An 18,552-nucleotide genomic window follows, 5' to 3' on the forward strand; every position below is an offset into this window, starting at 1 on the left:
ACCCTGCCCCGTCGTATTCTCAAGACAGTAGTACTATATGCGGAGTCAGCATCCGCCTCATGGACATCTGTCTGTATTGCGCTGAAATTGGCAGATGCCCCCTGTCTTTCGCCCGCTTGGCCCGAACCCTTGCCGTTTGTCCACGCTCTTTGCGGGGTCCGCAGAAATCATTTACAATTAGAGGAATAACCGTTCGCGGGAGGAGAGCCTACCGAGGGGGAATATGGTCATGAATTCAAGTTCAATCTACAGCCCGGCGCTGTACCTCCGTCATGCGGAGCTGCTGCGGGAGCAGGTCCCTTCCTTCGGGACATATCCGTTTAAGCTGCCCGTGGTTCGTACGCTTCAGAAGCTTGTATTTGAGAAACAGGTCACTTTTCTGGTCGGGGAGAACGGATCCGGCAAATCAACACTGCTGGAGGGGATCGCGGCAGCCTGGGGCTTTAACCCGGAGGGCGGTACGCTGAACTTCTCATTCAACACCCGTGCCTCGCATTCGGGTCTCTATGAATATCTGCGGATTGCTAGAGGGGTAAGACGGCCGAAGGACGGCTTTTTCCTGCGGGCGGAGAGTTATTACAATGTGGCTTCTTATATTGATGAGCTGGATGAGGACCCGTCCGCGGGAAGGCCGGTCAAAGACTCTTATGGCGGGAAATCGCTGCATGAGCAGTCGCATGGAGAATCCTTCTTCGCCACCTTCGTCCACCGCTTCGGGGGACAGGGCCTCTATATTCTGGACGAGCCGGAGGCGGCCCTGTCTCCTGTGCGGCAAATGTCGCTTCTGGCACGGATGCATGAGCTGGTGAAGCAGCATTCACAGTTCATCATTGCGACCCATTCACCGATTCTCATGGCTTATCCTGGGGCAGATATCTACTTGCTGGAGGGGGAACAGATTACACCGGTGGCGCTGGAGGATACGGAGCATTATTCGGTGACCCGCGCGTTCATGACAGACCGTCGGAAGATGCTGCGCGAGCTGCTGGGCGACTAACTCGCAACCCTTCGCCCCCCTGACGGGTGAGCAACATAGGTGGCAGTACCTCACATCACTCCAACGGCGGCGCCCAATGTGGTCGCTTTTTCGACCACATCCGGCTCACGCGCCACTGCCACACCAAATGTGGTCGCTTTTTCGACCACATCCGGCTCACGCGCCACTACCACGCCCTATGTGGTCGCTTTTTCGACCACATTCAGCCCACGCGCCGCTGCCACACCAAATGTGGTCGCTTTTTCGGCTACATTCGTTGCGGAACCGGTATTTACCCGCAGGTACAAGGTAATTTTAATTTGCTAACCAATTAAAAAAGACACTCTGCGGTATTCACCGTCAAAGTGTCTTTGGGATTGGCATAGCTTCTGGTTTATTCTCTAATAAAGCGAATCATCCTTCTCTGCACTGCAATCACTATACTCGTTCAGGAGCGCATCCAGCTTCACCGATTGACGGAGCACCCGATCATCCTGCATCCCGTATTCCAGGGCCAGTCTGTTCAGCTCCTGCCTCGCCTGTTCAATCTTATGCTTGTGTTCATCATTTCCCATAGCGGCCCCCTTATAGGATGAGGCTGTTTCAAGCCATTTCCACTCTTGTACTAAAGTTCCAAACACATTGTATTCTATAATCCGCTATGGGTCAATCAATCGGTTGGACAGGACTACTGTTTCAGCACCAGGACCAGCTTATGCACGGCCCAGCCGAACATGGCCACCGCCATCATATCGAAGCTGACATTGAACAGGAACAGATGCTTGCCGATATCCGCCCGGCCGTCGCCAAGGATCGGAACAAGGAAGGAGAACAGCCCGATCAGGCCGAGCAGCATCATTAATTCTCCGGCTATCCGCCCGGCTGTCTCCTTGCTGCGGAAGTATTGGTACAGCACTCCGGCATAATATACCAGATAGAATATGGCTAGGAAGCCCAGGGAATGCGGCAGATGCTTGTTCTTCAGCTCGCTCCACCCGCTGTAGATCCCCGCTACGGCTCCCGGCTGCTTGCCTTCACTCTTCTCATAGCTTCCCAGATAATAGGGGCGGATCGACATGCTGTTCTCGGCAGCATATTTCATATTGTCCAGCAGCCGCACCGGATGCTTCAGATAGAAGAACAGCACATCCTTATGCGAGACCCGGTCATAGAAATCCGGAATCAATGACGGATCATCCTGCTTAATGGCTGTATCCCCCTGGAAGTAGTTCGTGCCCGCCAGCACCTCCAGACGCTCCGGCAAGCCCAGATCGCGCAGGTCCCCCCGCACATCCGGCGATTCATTCAGAATTCCGAAGAATACCGTCTGGTAGAGATTGATATGCTTCAGCTCCTTGGGCGCGGCCGCATACATGATAACCGACACCAGCGCAGTACTTACGGCCAGCGTGAGCGCCAGCTTGCGCCAATTGCCTGTTCCATTCAGCATCCGCAGGCGGAGGAAGATCAGGGCAAAGGCCAGACCGACCGGCGCATTCTGGATTTTGGAGCAGACCAGGAACAGCACGGCGACGAAGAACAGCACCAGGCTGCGCGGAGTTGGCCGTTCTTGGCTCACCAGTCTTAGACCCAGCGCGAACGTCAGCAGCATGAAGACCATGGACACCGGTTCGCCGAACAGGGAATTGAAGTAGGCCAGATAGCCGATATCATAGAAAACGAACAGCACCGCTGCCCCAAGCAGCAGGCCGGTTACATAAGAAGCCTTCGCCCCCACCTTGACAATCAGCCAGGTTGCCGCCAGCAGCAGCAGGCCGTAGACAGCCGCCAGAATGCGGATATCGAAATAACTGCCGTGCACCAGCCCGGCAATCAGCCGCGGCACCAGCACCACCAGAATCTGCGAGGAGGGGTAGAAGCCCCGGAACAGATCATCATAGGCAAATCCGGAATGGCTGAAGCTGAAAAAGCGGTCAGCATAACTCTCCGCAGCATCGAGGTAATTCAGCCCGATCGTGTTCATCATCCGCAGGAAATCGCCATTGTCGGCTACGCCTCTAAATGGTCCTGTGAACAGCAAATAAATAATAAGAACGGAGCCAGCCAGGGCGATCAGATACTCCGCTTTGAACCGTTGTCTCATAGCTCCTCCTAACGCTGCGGCAGCAGCTTCACATATTGATCCGATAAGCCCATCAGCTTCAGGATATAGTCATAATCACTCTGGTATTTACTGAAATCCTCTACCTTCTCATACGTATCCAGCGAGAATGCCTCGCCGTCCGCGAAGCCTGTCCCCGGCACGAACATCACTTCATCATTGAAGAACGAGCCTGTCGGCAGATAATACCGCATGCCCACAACATTGCGGTCAATATTGAGCAGATCATGCCCGAACGCCGTGAAGCCTTCCTGCTTCAGCGAGATTCCGAGCAGATTGGCCACAGTAGGCAGCACATCAAGCTGTCCGCCGGTCCGCTCCACCACCTGCCCCTGGTTCATGCCGGGCACATGAATAATCAGCGGGATGTTAAAGCGGCTGATCCGGTCATCGTATTGGATACCGAGCGCTTCCTCCACCTGCTCCGCCGGAACATCCTTCGGCTGCAGGCCGAAGTGGTCGCCGTACAGCACCAGTACAGTGTTCTCCCACATGCCCTCCCGCTTCAGGCCGTCAATCAGCGTGCCTATCGCATAATCGGTATAATTCACCGCCGTCAGGTAATCGCCCAGCATCGTATCCTGCAGCCGTTCCGGCACCTCAAGCTTCCTGAAGCTGTCCGGGACCCGGAACGGATGATGGCTGGAGGCGGTGACCAGTTGGGCATAGTAAGGCGTCCCCTTCTTCTGCAGCGCAGCCAGCTTCTCCACAGCGGTGGCGTAGAGCTGCTCATCGGAGGCCCCGAAGTTATTGAAGTGGTCATTCTTGAACGCCGGCTTGTCATAATACCCGTTGAAGCCAAGGGCGGGATACAGCTTATTGCGGTTCCAGAAGCCCGCCTTATTGATATGGAACGTATAAGCCTCATACCCCTGATCTCTTACAAGGCGCGGCAGTGCGGGCAGCTCCCGGTCGCCGAAGCCGGTGGACATGGCGAGTGTGGCAATCGGGTAGATTGAAGTATTGCTCATGAACTCTGCATCGGAGGTATTGCCCGGACCGACCTGCTGATACACATGCGGGAAATAAAAGCCTTCGTCCGCCAGACGGTTCATCACCGGTGTCAGCTCCCGGCCCTCCAGCTTCTGATGCAGCGGGAAGTTCTGGAACGCCTCCAGCTGGATGATGATGACATTCTTGTTCTTCTGCGAGCCGAAATACTTCGGTTCAGTTGTGCTTGCCTGGATCTGATAGGGATAAGCTGCCTCCAGCTCCCTTACCTTCGCTATCGTCTCCTGAATATCTCCGGTGCCGATTAGACCGTTATCCTCCCGGGTCTTAATCGCTGCCACCACCTCATAATTCAGGAAGCCGGCGCTCTCCGCCTGGACCAGCTCATTGGTGATCCCCCTTGCCGATTGGATCGAATAGACCGAGAGCAGGCCGCCGCCGATGATTCCTGCAAGCCATACAACCTGGTAGATCTGCCGGGCCAACCGTGAGGGCGGACTGCTCCGGTACAGCGCCGGTCCCTGCTTCCATCTGCGGAAGAGCGAATAGAGCAGAATAACGGCCAGATCGGCAAAAAACAAATAATCCACCAGCTCAATCGTAGATTCCACGCTCTCTTTTACCTGGAAGACCTGATTCAGTTCGTAGAGCGCCAGGTATGTCGGGACAGAACCGAAGTGATTGAAGTACACACTGGCGGCAAAGAGCAGCAGCGACATCAGGCCGTTAAAACCCCAGAAGACCGCCTTCTTCATCCGCCTTGGGGTAATGACAGCCAGCACGCCCATCAGCAGCAGCACCGGCGCCAGATCTGCCGCGATCCATTGCCAGGCAATCCGCTCAAAGAACAGCATCCGCAGGAGCAGCAGCTTCAGCCAGACCAGCCCCGCCACGACATAGAAATGAGCCTGCCAAGACGCAGGTTTGCCCTCTCTCATTACAATCCCCTCTAACTCTCTTCATTAATAGTTGTGAATAGTTGTGTAAGAAGAATTCCTTGTTTCTGTAAAAAGCTCACGTTGCTCTAGTATAGCAATACTTGTAAAAGGAATCAAAAGAGGGCCATACTACTAAACCATTCAGAGGGTGAAAAGGTTCATTTTTCAGAAAACACAGCACTGCGGCTTGCGTACCCTCGTGCCTGCTCATCCCACGCCCCTGCACAATGCTCCACAGCCCACGCCTGTCCAATGTGGTCGGTTTTTCGATTACACCTCACAGCAACAAAAAAGCAGAGGAGCGGAGTCCCCTGCACAGTTATAGATCCATTCTCCGTTACATTAGTCTGGCAACCCGCCCTTCCCGCTCAAGCCAACCGCGTCTTCCCCAGCAGTCTGGTAATCGAACGGTTGGCTTCACGAAGCACAACCTCCTTATCGACCGTCTTCAGCAGCCCCTTCTCCATCAGAATCTCACCGTCCACGATGGTTGTCTCCACATCGGCACGGGTGGCGGAATAGACAATCCGCGAAATCGGGTCCACATCATAGGAGGGGAACGTATGGAAGTTGTAGAGATTGAGGATCGCCAGATCCGCTTTTTTGCCGACCTCGATGCTGCCGATCTGCTCCTCCATGCCTACCGCCTTCGCCCCGCCGATGGTGGCCATCCGAAATACGCTCCTGGCGTCCATCGCCGTAGGGCCATGCGCCGGCTTCTGGATGATTGCCGCCAGACGCATCTCATTGAACATATCGAGGTTATTATTGCACGGCGCGCCGTCTGCCCCCAGACTGAGATGTATATGCTCCTGCAGCATTCCCGGGGTATCGGCGATGCCGGAGGCGAGCTTGAGGTTGGAGCCCGGGCAATGGCTGACATGGACGCCGCGTTCCCGCAGAATCCGCTTCTCCTCCGCATCCAGCCACACACAGTGAGCCAGAATCAGCCGGTCATTGGCCAGTCCCAAGTGATCCAGATAGACGACATTGCGCATCCCGGTCATCGCCTGCACCAGCTCGATCTCCCCCGGATTCTCCGAGGCATGGGTATGCACCTTAACCCCGTAGCGGGCCGAGAGGCTGCCCACCTCCCTCAGCAGCTCCTCCGTACAGGAGATCACAAAACGCGGCGAGAACGCGTACTGAATCCGGCCGTTCCCGTAACCGTTCCACTTCTCCAGCAGATCCACACTCTCCTGCAGCGAAGCTGCGGTCTCCTCCTGGAGCGCCGCTGGCGCCTCCGGGTTCTTCTGATCCATCATCACCTTGCCGGACAACGCGCGGATGCCGCTTGCGGCAATCGCCTGGAAGGCGTAATCCGTGTGATGAACGGTCTCCATATCAACGATCGTTGTTGTCCCGCTGGTGATCAGCTCTCCGATGCCCAGCATTGCAGAGTAATACAGGGAATCCTCATCATGCGCCGCCTCGAGCGGCCAGATCCGCTTGCGCAGCCAGTCCATCAGCTCCAGATCATCCCCTTTCCCGCGGAAGAGGGTCTGGCACAGGTGAATATGGGTCTGTACGAAGCCGGGAATCACCGTCCGGTTCATAGCGTCGATTACCCTCTCGTCCCCCTGCGCTTCAAGGCCGCTCCCGATCTCCACAATCAGGTTATCCCTGATACGGATGTCTCCGTGGATGATATCCTCCTGTTTGTTCATTGTAATAATCTCCGCATGTCTGATCAGGATATTGGCCATTGTCTTCTCCTCCTGGCTGATTGATGTCCGGCTTGATTTCAACGCAAAATAGCCACAAAAATATGCCGCAGCATATTTTCGTAGCCAGAAATTTACGGTTCCCGGTAGAGACCCTTAACCCAATTATTAAGGATATACGAAAAGGACTATTCCATTGCTTATGAATAATCCCATCATACTCCGAAGACAACTTTCATGTCAATACACGTTAATTAAATTAACACAATTATTCTCGAAATGTATTATTGTCCGGAATTATGTTTTTCACGCGAATAAAATGTTATTTTATATAACACATTTCCTGTCATCCCTCTGAAATATCCGTCAATACCTTCTCGAATACCGGAAAAGCCGCCGTTCGGCCGGGAAAACGTATCTCTCCCCTCTGCAGGTAGCCCAGTGAAGGGTACAGCTTGAGCGCCTTGTCGTTCTTCGCATAGGTATCCAGCCGGATGCTGCTGTATCCGCCGCTGCGGGCGAACTCCTCGGCAAAGGCGATAAGCCGCCGGGCAATTCCCTTGCCCTGAATCTCCGGATGGACCGCTAGCCGGTGCATGATCAGATGCGGGCCTTGCGTCTCGGTCCACTCGATGTCCCGGTACTGCTCCGCCTGATTCTCATCCAGCACCAGAATTCCGGCAATAGCCCCGTGATCTGTACAGACAAACAAGGTCCCGCTCCTGATATCCTCACTGATCACTTCGCGGTTCGGATACCCCTCATCCCATTGATCGCTGCCGCCGGCCTGCATGACTTGTACACATTTGGCAATCAGATTCATAATCTCCTGGATCTCTCCGCTGTGCGCTCTGCGTATCTCATTCCCGCTCATGTACATCCCTGCTTTCCTGTCCGAATGGTGAACCCGGTAAAGATTCATTTAAGCAGTCTACCACATCCGGCCGGAAATTCCGATCCCCCCGCTTCACACGCTATCCTTAATCAGGGCTATAGAAGACGGCGCATGCTGCACCCTCCTCTATAGCCCTATCACTCAGCCCGTCAGCCGCCTGCTGCCTGCGGCTCTGTCAGCCCAGCTCCAGCTTGTGTCCGTCCTCGAAGCCCTTGGCGAATCCGGCGTCGAACCCCACGTTGTATGCTTCGGTGTAGCCCTGCTGATAGGCGTCTCCCGGCGGCAGCTCCGGAGGGACGCCCAGGTCCGGGGGGAGCGGCACCACCTGGGGCGAGAGCGGCGTCTCGATGGCTGGTGTCACCTGCACCGGCGGGTGTACAGCGCGCCGTCTGCGGATCAGGCGGCGGCGCAGTCTTCTTTTTTTGCGCAGCAGCAGCGGATTCTTCCCGCCCTTGCGGAGCAAGGATCTGCGTGTCTTGCGGCTAGGTCCTTTGCGCAGCCGTGCTTTGCGGGACAGCAGCGGTCTGCGTTTTGCCCCTCTGCTTGCGGAACGAAGCTTGCCCTGTCTCTTAGTCTTCATATCTCTACGCCTCCTGTACTTCTTCTACTGCCGGCGTCCCCCCACTGAGCAGCCTTGCTCAGCCAGGGAGCAGCAGGCACTCCTTCTTTGGGCTCATGCAGCGAGATTCCGGACATCATCCGGCACATCGCGCTCTGATACCCGCTAAGAATACGGATATTGTCGCTTAGCTTGCGGGCTGTCAGCTCCGATTGCCCCGTAACCTCGGCAATACTCTCCAGAATAGCTGCGAGCGCTGCCTGGCTGCGGGCGATCGAGCGGATCATCTCCAGCTTGACGGCGTGTTCGGAGAGCAGCCCGCCGCTCATTTGCTGTCATCTCCGAAGCTGAATCCATCCCCGTCCCCGCCGAAGTCGCCGCCCTCATCCTCACCGCTGCCCAGCACCGCCTTCAGATTGCTGTACAGCCCGTTCTCCAGCTTCGTCAATCCCTCTACCATCTCGACGATGACATCATGAATGGAGATAGACTCCTTCAGCTGATCTTCATGAGAGTCGAATGCTCTAGCGTGGATATGATGATGGGTCCACTGCTTCACTTTTTCCGCTTCCACCGCTTTGGCCTCAAGAATCATCGCGATGTTCCACTGGATAACAGCGGTTGACTCCAGCATTTGCAGATATGCCTTTTCTCTGCTCATCCTCCGCCTCCTTGCTCAGGGGATGCGCTCCCCTTACTCTTCTTCCTGACCGTTGAGTTCCTTGATGACTCTGCCCACGCCCTCAGCCATGGCCTCTTCGAGATCGGCAAAGGCGTTCAAGTAGGCAATAATGCTTTTGTTGACCTGACCTGAGCTTTCGACCAGCCCACTGAATCCGCCGAAATCAGGGTCCGCATCCGGCAGATCGTGAACTATTTGCGACATACGGACGGCTACGTGGCGTTCGGCGTCGAGAATCCGTGCCATTTGTTCGTGCGTATGGGCCATGTGCTGCAGGACTTTCGTAATTTTACTCTGCACCTTCATGTCTCCTTTGCTCAAACGCCCTGCTACAGCATATGCGGCATCCGCCTTGACGGTGCGGGGGAAGGGCGGCAAGTTGCGGGGAGCGGGCCGGCCGGCAGAAGGGCAAGAATCGGATATTGACAAAGGGCCGGGCGCGGACTATGTTTGGCTAATCCCGGAATGTACGCGTTCGGGCCGGAACAGGAGGCACTATATGATACATAGAAATAACCGGTTGGCCCTGCGGCCCTTAACCGCAGCCGAGCTGGCCTTAGCCTTGGATAATTACGCGGAGCTGGAGCAGACGATCGGGCTAAAGATTGCTCCAGCTCCAACACTGCTGGATGATGAAGATATGCGTTATGCGATGCGGGTCAGACACACTAAGGTACTTCAGGATGAAGAGAATTACACATGGCTCACCAATTGGGCGGTTATTCATCTGGAGGATCAGCGGCTGATCGGCTTCCTTATTCTGAAGGGTGCACCGAATGAATCAGGCGAGGTCATCGTAGGTTATGTTCTGGATGAGCGTTACCGGGGTCAAGGCTACGCTACGGAAGCGATGCGGCAGATCACCGCCTGGATCTTCAACCATCCCGGTGCGGCCTGGGTCATCGCCGATACCGAGAAGGACAATTTCGCCTCACACCGTGTTCTGCAGCATCTGGGTGCAGAGATGTACCGGGAGACCGAAGATTTGTTATGGTGGAGAGTCGCCCGGCCGTCCGGCGGTTGACCGGGGCGGGGGCGGCAGGGGGCGCCCCTGACTTGTAACGTGACTCAGGTGCGTTAATGCACCACATTCCGGCCCGGTGTCCGCTTTTGCCGGATTCAGGTGCACTTGTGCACCACATTTCCACCTCATGCCCGCTTTTGCCGGATTCAAGTGCACTTCTGCTCCTCATTCGCACGTTCCGCCCACCTCCGGCCGCACCAGAGGGATTTATCCCCTTCACTCCAGCACTCAGCCCACTTTCGCCCAACTCAGAGGGAGTTATCCCTCTGAGTCACCCTTTCTTTTCCTATGTAGCCCAATTAGCCGCTTCCCCCGCCTCAGCCGCAAAAAAACGCCGCCCCTCAGGGCAGCGTATCCCGCAGCTTCTCGCCGGCTTCGCGCAGAGACTGGAAGGTTCCCGCGTCACTCCACCAGCCTTGCAGCACATCATAGCTCAGCTTGCGCTCGGCGGCATAGATATTGTTCACATCGGTGATCTCCAGCTCGCCTCTCCGCGAAGGAGACACCCGGCGGATAATATCGAATACCGCTTCATCGTACATATATATGCCGGTCACACAGTATTTCGTCTTCGGCTGCTCCGGCTTCTCTTCAATATAAGCAATCAGGGAGGCATCTTCGCTGTCAAACACCGGAACCCCGTATCTCCGAGCATCCTCAACCGGCTTCAGGAGCACCTTGGCGGTCCCCTCCGGCTGCTGCAGATAACTCTCCATGTAGGGCCCCAGCTCATCCGTAAACAAATTATCGCCCAGCAGCACGACAAACCGTTCACCCGGCAGAACGAACCCTTCCGCCAGCTCCAGCGCTTCTGCGATGCCGCCTGCAGCCTCCTGGATTTTGTAAGTCAGAGATACGCCGAATTCCGCGCCGCTGCCCAAAAAGTCAGTATACTGTCCTGCGGACTGTTTGCTGATGACCAGGAGAATATCGGTAATCCCCCCCTGGCGCAGCCGTTCGATCCCGTAGCACACCATAGGGTATTTGCCGACCGGAAGCAAATGTTTGTTCATAAGCCGGGTGAGCGGGTATAGCCTTGTTCCTGTTCCGCCGGCCAGTATGACTCCTTTCACTTACTTTCCTCCTTTTTATCTACGTCTTTAGCCTTCAGCCAGATGGCTCAGATGAACTGTGACGGGTCCACTTGCCATTTCTCCATAAAAATCCTGCGGTTGCGCTCCACCAGCTCCTGCAGCGAAGCGGAATAGACCTCCCTGAAGCTGGCGCTGCCTTCATGATGAACCAGACAATCTCCGGCTATCAGCAGGCGGTAGCCCTGGAGCCGGGCGCGGTAGCAGTAATCATCATCTTCGTAATGGCCCGGCGAATACCGTTCATCGAGCAGGCCGATGGTGTCCATGAGCTGTCTTGTGAACAAAAAGCACAGACCTACCAGCCTCCGCGTCTCTATCCATTTGGCCGCATCCGGGAGATTCGCCCGGGCCGCTTCGGCATGGTAGCCGGGAATATCCGTATAGCCGGTCTGCACCTGCTGCCGGCCGCTGGCATAATTCGTCACCGGTCCGACAATACCGATATCGGGGGCACTGTACAAGGCTCTCTTCAGATTATCCAGCCAGCCCTGCGATACAATGACATCATTGTTCAGCAGCAGCAGCTCATCGCCCGCCGCCAGCTGCAGCCCCAGATTGCAGGCCTGCGGGAACCCCCGGTTCTCCGGCAGGGAGATGAAAGCCAGGCTGTTCGCGCGGCAATAAGCTTCTGTACCGTCATTCGAGGCATTGTCCACTACAATAATTTCATAGGCAGACCCGGTGTACGCCCTGATCGATTCCACACAGGAGCGCAGCAGCCCGAGTCTGTTATAGGTTGGAATAATGATGCTGGTCATTGTCATAGAGCGTTCCTCCAGGCGGCGATCTGTCTGCGGTGCTCCTGCAGATGCTCTGCCGTCAGCTGTCCGCCGGACCGCTGCTGCGCAATCACCCAGGCCAGCGCTTCGGCATGGTCGCCGGAAATCAGCCGTTCGGTGGGATTCCCTGCCCCCGTGTTGCCCAGGCGGAGACGGTTCTGCTTAATCACATTCACCGCACCGGCCTTCTCGACCTGCAGCCCTCCCAGAACGGCCAGCGCCAGTGCCTTGGGCGGAACCATGAGCTCGCGGTAACCGATGCTCTCCAGCGCCCGGCGCGACAAGGCATGGGGTACAGCCGTCATAGAGCTGGCCCCGAGATCCGGGCGGCCGAGTACCTGGTTCAGATACAGCTTGCAGCGGGTCACCGCATCGCTTAAGCCGAATGGCGGCAGCAGGGGATCCAGATCATTCAGCGCTACATCCACGCCCCGGTCCACCGCCGCGACGAACGGAGTCAGCTGCCCGGCAGGAATGACCATATCCCCGTCCAGAAAAAGCAGCAGCTCCCCCCGGCTGAGCTTCGCGCCCAGCGAACGCCCAACGTCATGCCCGGCCGGTTCCGGCAGACAGACAACCGTGGCCTGGGGACACAGCCGGGTACGCCGAAAGCTGCGGTCACTGCAGCCGTTCAGCACCACAATAATCTCCAGCGGCCGGAGCCGCATGACCTGCTCCAGCAGCTTCGGCAAGGTCTCTTCCTCATTCCTTGCCGAGATAATGACCGACAGTGAGCCGCGCCAGGCGGGAGAGGTCCGGGCTGCGGCCCGGGAGGCGGAGCCCCGCCCGGACCGGGAGCGCCGCGGACCGGCCCCTGCCGGTCTGCGGCGGCCGGTCCGCTTGACGCTCTTAACCGCCCCCCGTGCAGTGCCGCGTCCGGCAGCATGGCCCGGAGCGCCGCTGCGCCCGGACGCTGTGCGTCCCGCTGAAGACAGCCCGCTGACGGATAGTTCCTGCTCTGCCATCATCTCACCCATTCCCTTCGCCTTGTACCGTCGCCGAAGCCTGCCCGGCCCCCCCTGTGCTCCAGTACCAGGGCCGCAGCGTCCAGATGGTCCCGGAGGATGATCTCCTGCAGGGGATCGCTGCCGCTCGCCTTCCGGCGGACGGCATTCATCCTGCCCACAGGCACATGATGCACCGCCGTCACTGCCAGGCCGTTCAGCACCGCTTGCGCATGGGCGAGCGGAGGCCGTGACAACAGCCCGCTGCCCAGAACCTCCAGGGCTCTGCGGCTGATCGCATGGGGGACGGCTGTAAGGGAGCAGCCCTTCAGGTCAGGTCTTCCAAGCAGCAGGTTAAGCACATGCTTGGAGAGCACGACCGGATGCGGCAGCCTGCTCCGGACGGGGCCGGAATAATCGTTGAGGGCAAGATCCGCCCCGCCGCTAACCGCTGTCACGAAAGGCTGCAGCTTCGCAGCGGGAATGACCAGATCCCCGTCCGTGAACAGCAGAACCTCCCCCTTGGCTGCCGCCGCGCCCACGCTGCGCCCGGCATCATGGCCAAGCGGCTGCTCATACCAGATCACATCCGCTCCGCAGGAGCGCGCAAGTTCTGCTGTCCGGTCAGCAGAACCGTTAACAATGACAATAACCTCACAGCGGGAATGAACGCCTCTGGCTCCGGCAATTACGGCTTCAATCGTCTGCTCTTCATTCATCGCGGGGATAATCACCGATACATAAGGCTCAGGGTGATTCACCGCAGGCGGCACGGCAGAGGGGACCGGCCGGATCGGCCGCCGTGCCGGCCGGGCTGCCCGGCGTCCAGTGCGGCGGGCTGTTGTTCGTCTGGGCTTCATACTCATTCACCTTCCTTCAGAGGGCTGTTCCCGGGCTGAGGGTTACACCATAGTCTATGTATGCGGTCATCCCCGGTAACGGCAAGTGTCACCCCGGTGCCAGATAATTGGACAAATGCCGCTGCGCCCGCCCTGATCATGCCACAAGGCGCAGCCGACGGCTGCGCCCCAGATCGTTATATTCTGTTCCCGTTCAGTCAATCAAAGGCACGGTGGTCTGCAGAAGGTCTGCTCAGTGGCGTCCCGAGGGCAATCCAGGACAGCACGCCATAGAAATGCTGGGTCTCCTTCAGCCGCACCACTTCAATCGTCGCTTCTCCGCCCGCCCTGTTCTTCAACGAAGCATGGAAGTAGGGCTGATTGGTCATGGCGACCAGCACATAGCCGGTATGACCGAAGCTCTCGTCAAAAGATACCGTCACCTCAACACTCTGGGCATCCCCGTTAAACATAAACGCAGTCATGCCAAACTGCTGCAGCACATCACGGTTCCCGGCACTCTGCACCGGACGGAAGGAGAGATGCTCCGGGTTCACCGATCCGGGAGCCAGATGATCCCCGGTCACCGCCCCCTGGACAATGTGATGGCTGTGCACACTCTCTTCGTCGATATGACGGGACTGGATGGCGAAGGGGCTGATTTTGGTGCCGTCTACCGCCTCATCCTGCAGCGCGGAACGGCCCACTGCGCCTTCGGCCAGCTCTCTGGCCCCGATACTGCCGGAAGCCAGCTTCCCGCCGGCGATGCTGCCGTCCGGGAGCTGATCTGCGGTCATTACATCTCCCGCCAGATGCTCCGGCCGGATGCTGCCCGCGCGGATATGATGCCCGTCAATGATGGCTGGGGCCAGATGCTCCCCGATCACCGCTCCCTCGACAATGTGATAGCTCTGTACGCTGTCCTCTTCCAGATGGCGGGATTGGATGGCGAAGGAGCTGATTTTGGTGCCGTCTACCGCCTCATCCTGCAGTGCGGAATGGCTAACTGCGCCTTCAGCCAGCTCTCTTGGGCCAATGCTGCCGGAAGCCAGCTTCCCGCCGGCAATGCTGCCTTCCGGGAGCTGATCTGCGGTCACTACATCTCCCGCCAGATGCTCCGGCCGGATACTGCCTGCGCGGATATGATGTCCGTCAATGATGGCTGGGGCCAGATGGTCCCCGGTCACCGCCCCCTGGACGATGTGATGACTGTGCACACTGCCTTCGCCGAGATGGCGGGACTGGATGGCGGAGGGGCTGATTTTGGTGCCGTCTACCGCCTCATCCTGCAGTGCGGAATGGCTAACTGCGCCTTCAGCCAGCTCTCTTGGGCCAACGCTGCCGGAAACCAGCTTCCCCCCGGTAATGCTGCCGTCCGGCAGCTGCTCAGCGGTCATTATTTCTCCCGCCAGATGCTCCCGCCGGATGCTGCCTGCACGGAGATGGCAGCTGTCCACTGCTTCAGGAGCCAGGTGCCCGCCGTAGACACTGCCGGAGGCCAGATGAACAGTGCCCACCGCGCCGGCCGCCAGTTTGTTTCCTTGTATGCTGCCGTCCGGAAGCAGGTCCGCACTCCGCACCTCTCCTGCAAGATGGGCCAGCCTGATGACTCCGGCTCCCAGATGCTGCTCCTGTACTGCACCGTCTGCAAGATGTTCGGCATCCACGCTCTGCGGCTGCAGATGCAGCGAGCCTACGGCTTCTATCGCCAGCTTCCCGCTATCAATACTGCCGTCCGGCAACAGCTCCGCACTCCGTACCTCCTCCGCCAGATGGGCAAGGCCTACGATCCCGGCCCCCAGATGACGCTGCTGTACGGCTTCGTCTGCAAGATGCACCCCTTCTATGCTCTGAGGCTGCAAATGCTGTGATTGCACAGCACCGGCGGCCAGCTTCACGCTGTCGATGCTGCCGTCCGGCAGCAGCTCCGCACTGAGTGTCTCGGCAGCCAGATGCTCCAGCTGAATGCTGCCCGGACGGATATGACGGCCGTCTACCGCATCCGCTGCCAGATGACCTCCATACACACTGCCCGCCGCCAGATGGAAGGACCCTACCGCGCCTGCGGCCAGCTTGCTGCCGCCAATGCTGCCATCCGGCAGGAGCTCTGTGCTCCGCACTTCCTCCGCCAGATGGGCAAGCTTGATCAGGCCGGGGCGCAGATGACGCTCCTGGACAATGGCGTCAACCAGATGCTCGCCGTAGATGCTCTCCTGCTGCAGATTCAGCGAGCTCACCGCACCGGCAGCCAGCTTCACGCTGCCGATGCTGCCGTCCGGCAGCAGCTCTGCACTCAGTGTCTCTTCCGCCAGATGCCCGCGCAGGATGCTGCCGGGGCGCAGATGGCGGCTGTCTACTGCGCCAGCAGCCAGATGTCCGCCGTAGACACTTCCCGCAGCCAGGTGGTAGGCCCCCACTGCGCCTGCACCCAGCTTGCTGCCTGTAATGCTGCTGTCCGGAAGAAGATCGGCGGTACGCGTCTCCTCAGCCAGATGGGCAAGCGTAATTTCACCGGGCCGGATGTGCCGGCCTTCCACCGCTTGCCGGGCCAAGTGAACCGCCTGCACACTGCCGTCGGCCAGATGATTCGCTTCCACCGCGGCCGCAGCCAGCTTCTCCGGCCCGATACTGCCGTCCGGCAGAATTCGTGCGCTGCGTACTTCCTCTGCCAGATGTTCCAGCGCGATGGCTCCATCCGCGACATGCCGCCCTTTAACCGCTGCTTCAGCCAAGTGCGCTCCCTCCACACTCTCAGGGGACAGGTGACGGGAAGCAACCGCTCCGTCCGCCAGCTTGGCGGAACCGATGCTGCCATCCTGTATCTGGATGGAGGAGACTGAGCTTGGAAGAATATGCCCGTTGCCGACCGACATGGGCCGGATATGGGCTCCGCCTACACTGCCTGGTGCAAGATGTCTGCCTTGGACCGACAGATTGCCGAGGGAATCCGGGCCTACCGCCCCTGCTGACAGGTGCTCGCCTTGTACAGCGGACACCGCCAACTTATCAGCACTAACACTGCCGTCCGCCAGCTTGACGGACGTAACCGACAAGTCGCCCAGCTTATCTGTCGTAACACTCTCCGGCGACAGCTTAAGCGAGGTTACGGCATAATCGGCGAGATGATGGGGCTGTACAATGGCTGCGGAGAGATGGGCTTCCTTCACGGCACCGGAGGACAGCTTATCTCCAGTAACCGAACCGGCTTGCAGGGCCGACGAGGTCACGCTGCTCTCGCCAAGATGGCGGCGCTCGATCGCGCCGGGGGCCAGATGCCCGGCATCGACCGCTTCCTCCTGCAGCGCCCGGCTGCTGATGCTTCCATCCGCCAGATGCTTCTCTTCCACAGCACAGACGGCAATATGCTCACCGCTTACCGCTTCTTTAGCTATGATGTAACCGCCGACAGCGCCACTGGCCAGCTTAGCTGATGTGATACTGCCGTCCGCCAGCTTGGCTGCGGTGATACTCTGCGGGCTCAGATGCTCCCCGGTTACCGCTTCATAACCCAGCTGTTCCTCGGTAACCGCACCTCTGGCGAGATGAACGGTCTGCACAGAGTGCTCCTGCAGTTCCACCGATCCTACGGATTCCGGGGCCAGATGGGAATTCTCCACCGCTTCGCGGGCCAGGTGAGCCGCTGTGACAGCCTGCAGGGCGATCTGCGGACCGCGCACAGCCGATTTGGCAATATGGCGTGTGGTTACCGCTTCGTCCGCCAGCTTATGGGGCAGAATGCTCTGATCGGCTATTTTGGAGGAGGTGACCGCCTGCTCGATTAGCTGGGTTGTGCCGACTGCACCCTCCGCCAGCTTCACGAAGGAAATGCTGCGGTCGGCCAGATGCCGGCTGCCGATCTCCCCTTCGGCGATATGCTCCGCTGTAACACTCTCAGGACCCAGATGCTGGCTGCGGACCGCCTTCGCTGCGATCTGCCGTGACCCCACAGCCCCGTCCGCGAGCTGCCCGCTGTCGATAATGCCGGGCTGAAGCTGCTCCTTGCCGATGAGCCGTGCAGCCAGCTGTTCCCGCCCGATCGCACCCGGTGCCAGATGCTTGGCGGTAATAACGCCTTCGCCCACATGCCGGCTCTCGATGACCGCATCGGCCAGCTTGGTACTGCTGACTTCGCCGTCGGCAATTTTGTCGCCGGATACGGCTTCATCCGCCAGCTTGGAGCGGTCGATGCTGCCGTTGCTGATATGGCGGCTGACAATGCTGCTGCTGAGAATTTTCTCGCCGGTGACCGCCCCGTCGTCCAGCAGCTCTGCCGTGATGATGCATTCACTGAGATGCCGGCTGCTGACCGCGCCATCCGCAATATGTCCTCCGTCGATAATCCGGTCCGCCAGCTTCTCTGGGCCGATGCTGCCGTCCTTCAGCTTCTCGCCGCCGATGGAATGATCGAGCAGCTTCCCTCCGCTGATGCTGCTGTCAGCCAGATGCTCACCGGTGACCGATTCCGGTGCAATTTTGGAGGAGGTTACGGCCTTGTCCGCAAGGTTGATATTCTGCACTGCATAATCCTGAAGCCATAGTGTCCCGATGATGCCATGCTTCAGCTTGGAGCCGTCAATGGTCCGGGGAGCAATCTTCGCACCGGTAACGGCCGCGTCGGAGAGGTCGTCGGTGTAGACCGGCTGGAGGCGTTCTTTTTCCACAGGAGCTGCTGCGGTTGCTTCAAATATGGTCACTGTGCCTTCGTTCAGCGCTTCCTCCGCCGGTGCCGTTTCCTGAATATTCTCTTGATCAATCAGGGGTTGCCGGACCAGCTCTGCCGCCACCCCGCTTACCTGCAGCGCCTCATCCTGGGCCATAGCGGCCCTCACCTCAGCAGACTCTCTGTCTTCCTGTGTTCCGGGACTGCTGTTCAACATGCTAAGTTCAGTCTTATTGGGATCATCGATGAAATAAAGCGGTTTTTTGGAACGGCGTTGCTGTTTCCGTTTGGGACTCTTCACAAGCAGTCTCCTCCTTCCCTCTGTTGTTTCTTCTAGGCATCATATGCAGCCGCATGGGCGGATGACACCATTATCTTCCATAGAGAACCTGACCTTCCCCCCTGTAAAAAAGGGCATCTGCCAC

At 58.2% G+C, this 18,552-nt stretch carries 16 protein-coding genes and 1 riboswitch; of the genes, 2 read left to right on the plus strand and 14 right to left on the minus strand.

Annotated elements, in window-relative coordinates:
* Window positions 1–229 precede the first annotated feature (229 nt).
* A complete protein-coding gene (locus K1558_RS14200) occupies window positions 230–997 on the plus strand; it encodes an AAA family ATPase (protein WP_238652238.1) in 768 nt (255 codons plus the stop codon).
* A gap of 380 nt (window positions 998–1,377) precedes the next feature.
* Here the strand turns inward: K1558_RS14200 and K1558_RS14205 are convergent, their stop codons facing one another.
* The 9 genes from K1558_RS14205 to K1558_RS14245 form a co-directional block, all read right to left on the minus strand.
* The gene (locus K1558_RS14205) at window positions 1,378–1,551 is read right to left on the minus strand and encodes an aspartyl-phosphate phosphatase Spo0E family protein (RefSeq protein WP_238652239.1); all 174 of its coding nucleotides are present in this window, start codon (window positions 1,549–1,551) and stop codon (window positions 1,378–1,380) included.
* Window positions 1,552–1,664: 113 nt separating this feature from the next.
* On the minus strand, window positions 1,665–3,080 hold the full coding sequence (gene wsfD, locus K1558_RS14210; protein ID WP_238652240.1) for a glycan biosynthesis hexose transferase WsfD: 1,416 nt from the start codon (window positions 3,078–3,080) through the stop codon (window positions 1,665–1,667).
* An 8-nt stretch (window positions 3,081–3,088) separates the two neighbouring features.
* A complete protein-coding gene (locus K1558_RS14215) occupies window positions 3,089–4,987 on the minus strand; it encodes an LTA synthase family protein (RefSeq protein ID WP_238652241.1) in 1,899 nt (632 codons plus the stop codon).
* 368 nt (window positions 4,988–5,355) lie between these two features.
* A complete protein-coding gene (locus K1558_RS14220; RefSeq protein ID WP_238652242.1) occupies window positions 5,356–6,693 on the minus strand; it encodes a 5'-deoxyadenosine deaminase in 1,338 nt (445 codons plus the stop codon).
* Between the two features lie 61 nt (window positions 6,694–6,754).
* Window positions 6,755–6,853, minus strand: a riboswitch (purine riboswitch).
* A 144-nt stretch (window positions 6,854–6,997) separates the two neighbouring features.
* On the minus strand, window positions 6,998–7,525 hold the full coding sequence (locus K1558_RS14225) for a GNAT family N-acetyltransferase (protein WP_238652243.1): 528 nt from the start codon (window positions 7,523–7,525) through the stop codon (window positions 6,998–7,000).
* Between the two features lie 196 nt (window positions 7,526–7,721).
* A complete protein-coding gene (locus K1558_RS14230) occupies window positions 7,722–8,126 on the minus strand; it encodes a FliH/SctL family protein (protein ID WP_238652244.1) in 405 nt (134 codons plus the stop codon).
* The gene (locus K1558_RS14235; protein WP_238652245.1) at window positions 8,123–8,434 is read right to left on the minus strand and encodes a hypothetical protein; all 312 of its coding nucleotides are present in this window, start codon (window positions 8,432–8,434) and stop codon (window positions 8,123–8,125) included. The genes K1558_RS14230 and K1558_RS14235 overlap by 4 nt, the downstream gene beginning before the upstream one ends.
* Entirely contained in the window at window positions 8,431–8,766 is a 336-nt protein-coding gene (locus K1558_RS14240) for an alpha-helical endospore appendage domain-containing protein (RefSeq protein WP_238652246.1), read from the minus strand. Before K1558_RS14240 ends, K1558_RS14235 begins: the two co-directional genes overlap by 4 nt.
* Before the next feature lie 33 nt (window positions 8,767–8,799).
* On the minus strand, window positions 8,800–9,087 hold the full coding sequence (locus tag K1558_RS14245) for a DUF3131 domain-containing protein (RefSeq protein ID WP_238652247.1): 288 nt from the start codon (window positions 9,085–9,087) through the stop codon (window positions 8,800–8,802).
* Between the two features lie 199 nt (window positions 9,088–9,286).
* Between K1558_RS14245 and K1558_RS14250 the strand changes: the two genes are divergently transcribed.
* Entirely contained in the window at window positions 9,287–9,811 is a 525-nt protein-coding gene (locus K1558_RS14250; RefSeq protein WP_238652248.1) for a GNAT family N-acetyltransferase, read from the plus strand.
* Between the two features lie 341 nt (window positions 9,812–10,152).
* Here the strand turns inward: K1558_RS14250 and K1558_RS14255 are convergent, their stop codons facing one another.
* From K1558_RS14255 to K1558_RS33030, 5 genes are all read right to left on the minus strand, one after another.
* Entirely contained in the window at window positions 10,153–10,884 is a 732-nt protein-coding gene (locus tag K1558_RS14255) for a sugar phosphate nucleotidyltransferase (RefSeq protein WP_238652249.1), read from the minus strand.
* Between the two features lie 47 nt (window positions 10,885–10,931).
* Window positions 10,932–11,669: a glycosyltransferase family 2 protein gene (locus K1558_RS14260; RefSeq protein ID WP_238652250.1), complete on the minus strand. Its 738-nt coding sequence runs from the start codon at window positions 11,667–11,669 to the stop codon at window positions 10,932–10,934.
* Window positions 11,666–12,661, minus strand: coding sequence for a glycosyltransferase family 2 protein (locus K1558_RS14265; protein WP_238652251.1), 996 nt, complete (start codon window positions 12,659–12,661; stop codon window positions 11,666–11,668). Before K1558_RS14265 ends, K1558_RS14260 begins: the two co-directional genes overlap by 4 nt.
* Window positions 12,649–13,488, minus strand: coding sequence for a glycosyltransferase family 2 protein (locus K1558_RS14270; protein ID WP_238652252.1), 840 nt, complete (start codon window positions 13,486–13,488; stop codon window positions 12,649–12,651). Before K1558_RS14270 ends, K1558_RS14265 begins: the two co-directional genes overlap by 13 nt.
* A 197-nt stretch (window positions 13,489–13,685) precedes the next feature.
* Entirely contained in the window at window positions 13,686–18,428 is a 4,743-nt protein-coding gene (locus tag K1558_RS33030; RefSeq protein WP_238652253.1) for a WIAG-tail domain, read from the minus strand.
* Window positions 18,429–18,552 lie beyond the last annotated feature (124 nt).

The organism is Paenibacillus piscarius (assembly GCF_022234545.1).
Lineage (GTDB): Bacteria > Bacillota > Bacilli > Paenibacillales > Paenibacillaceae > Paenibacillus_AQ > Paenibacillus_AQ piscarius.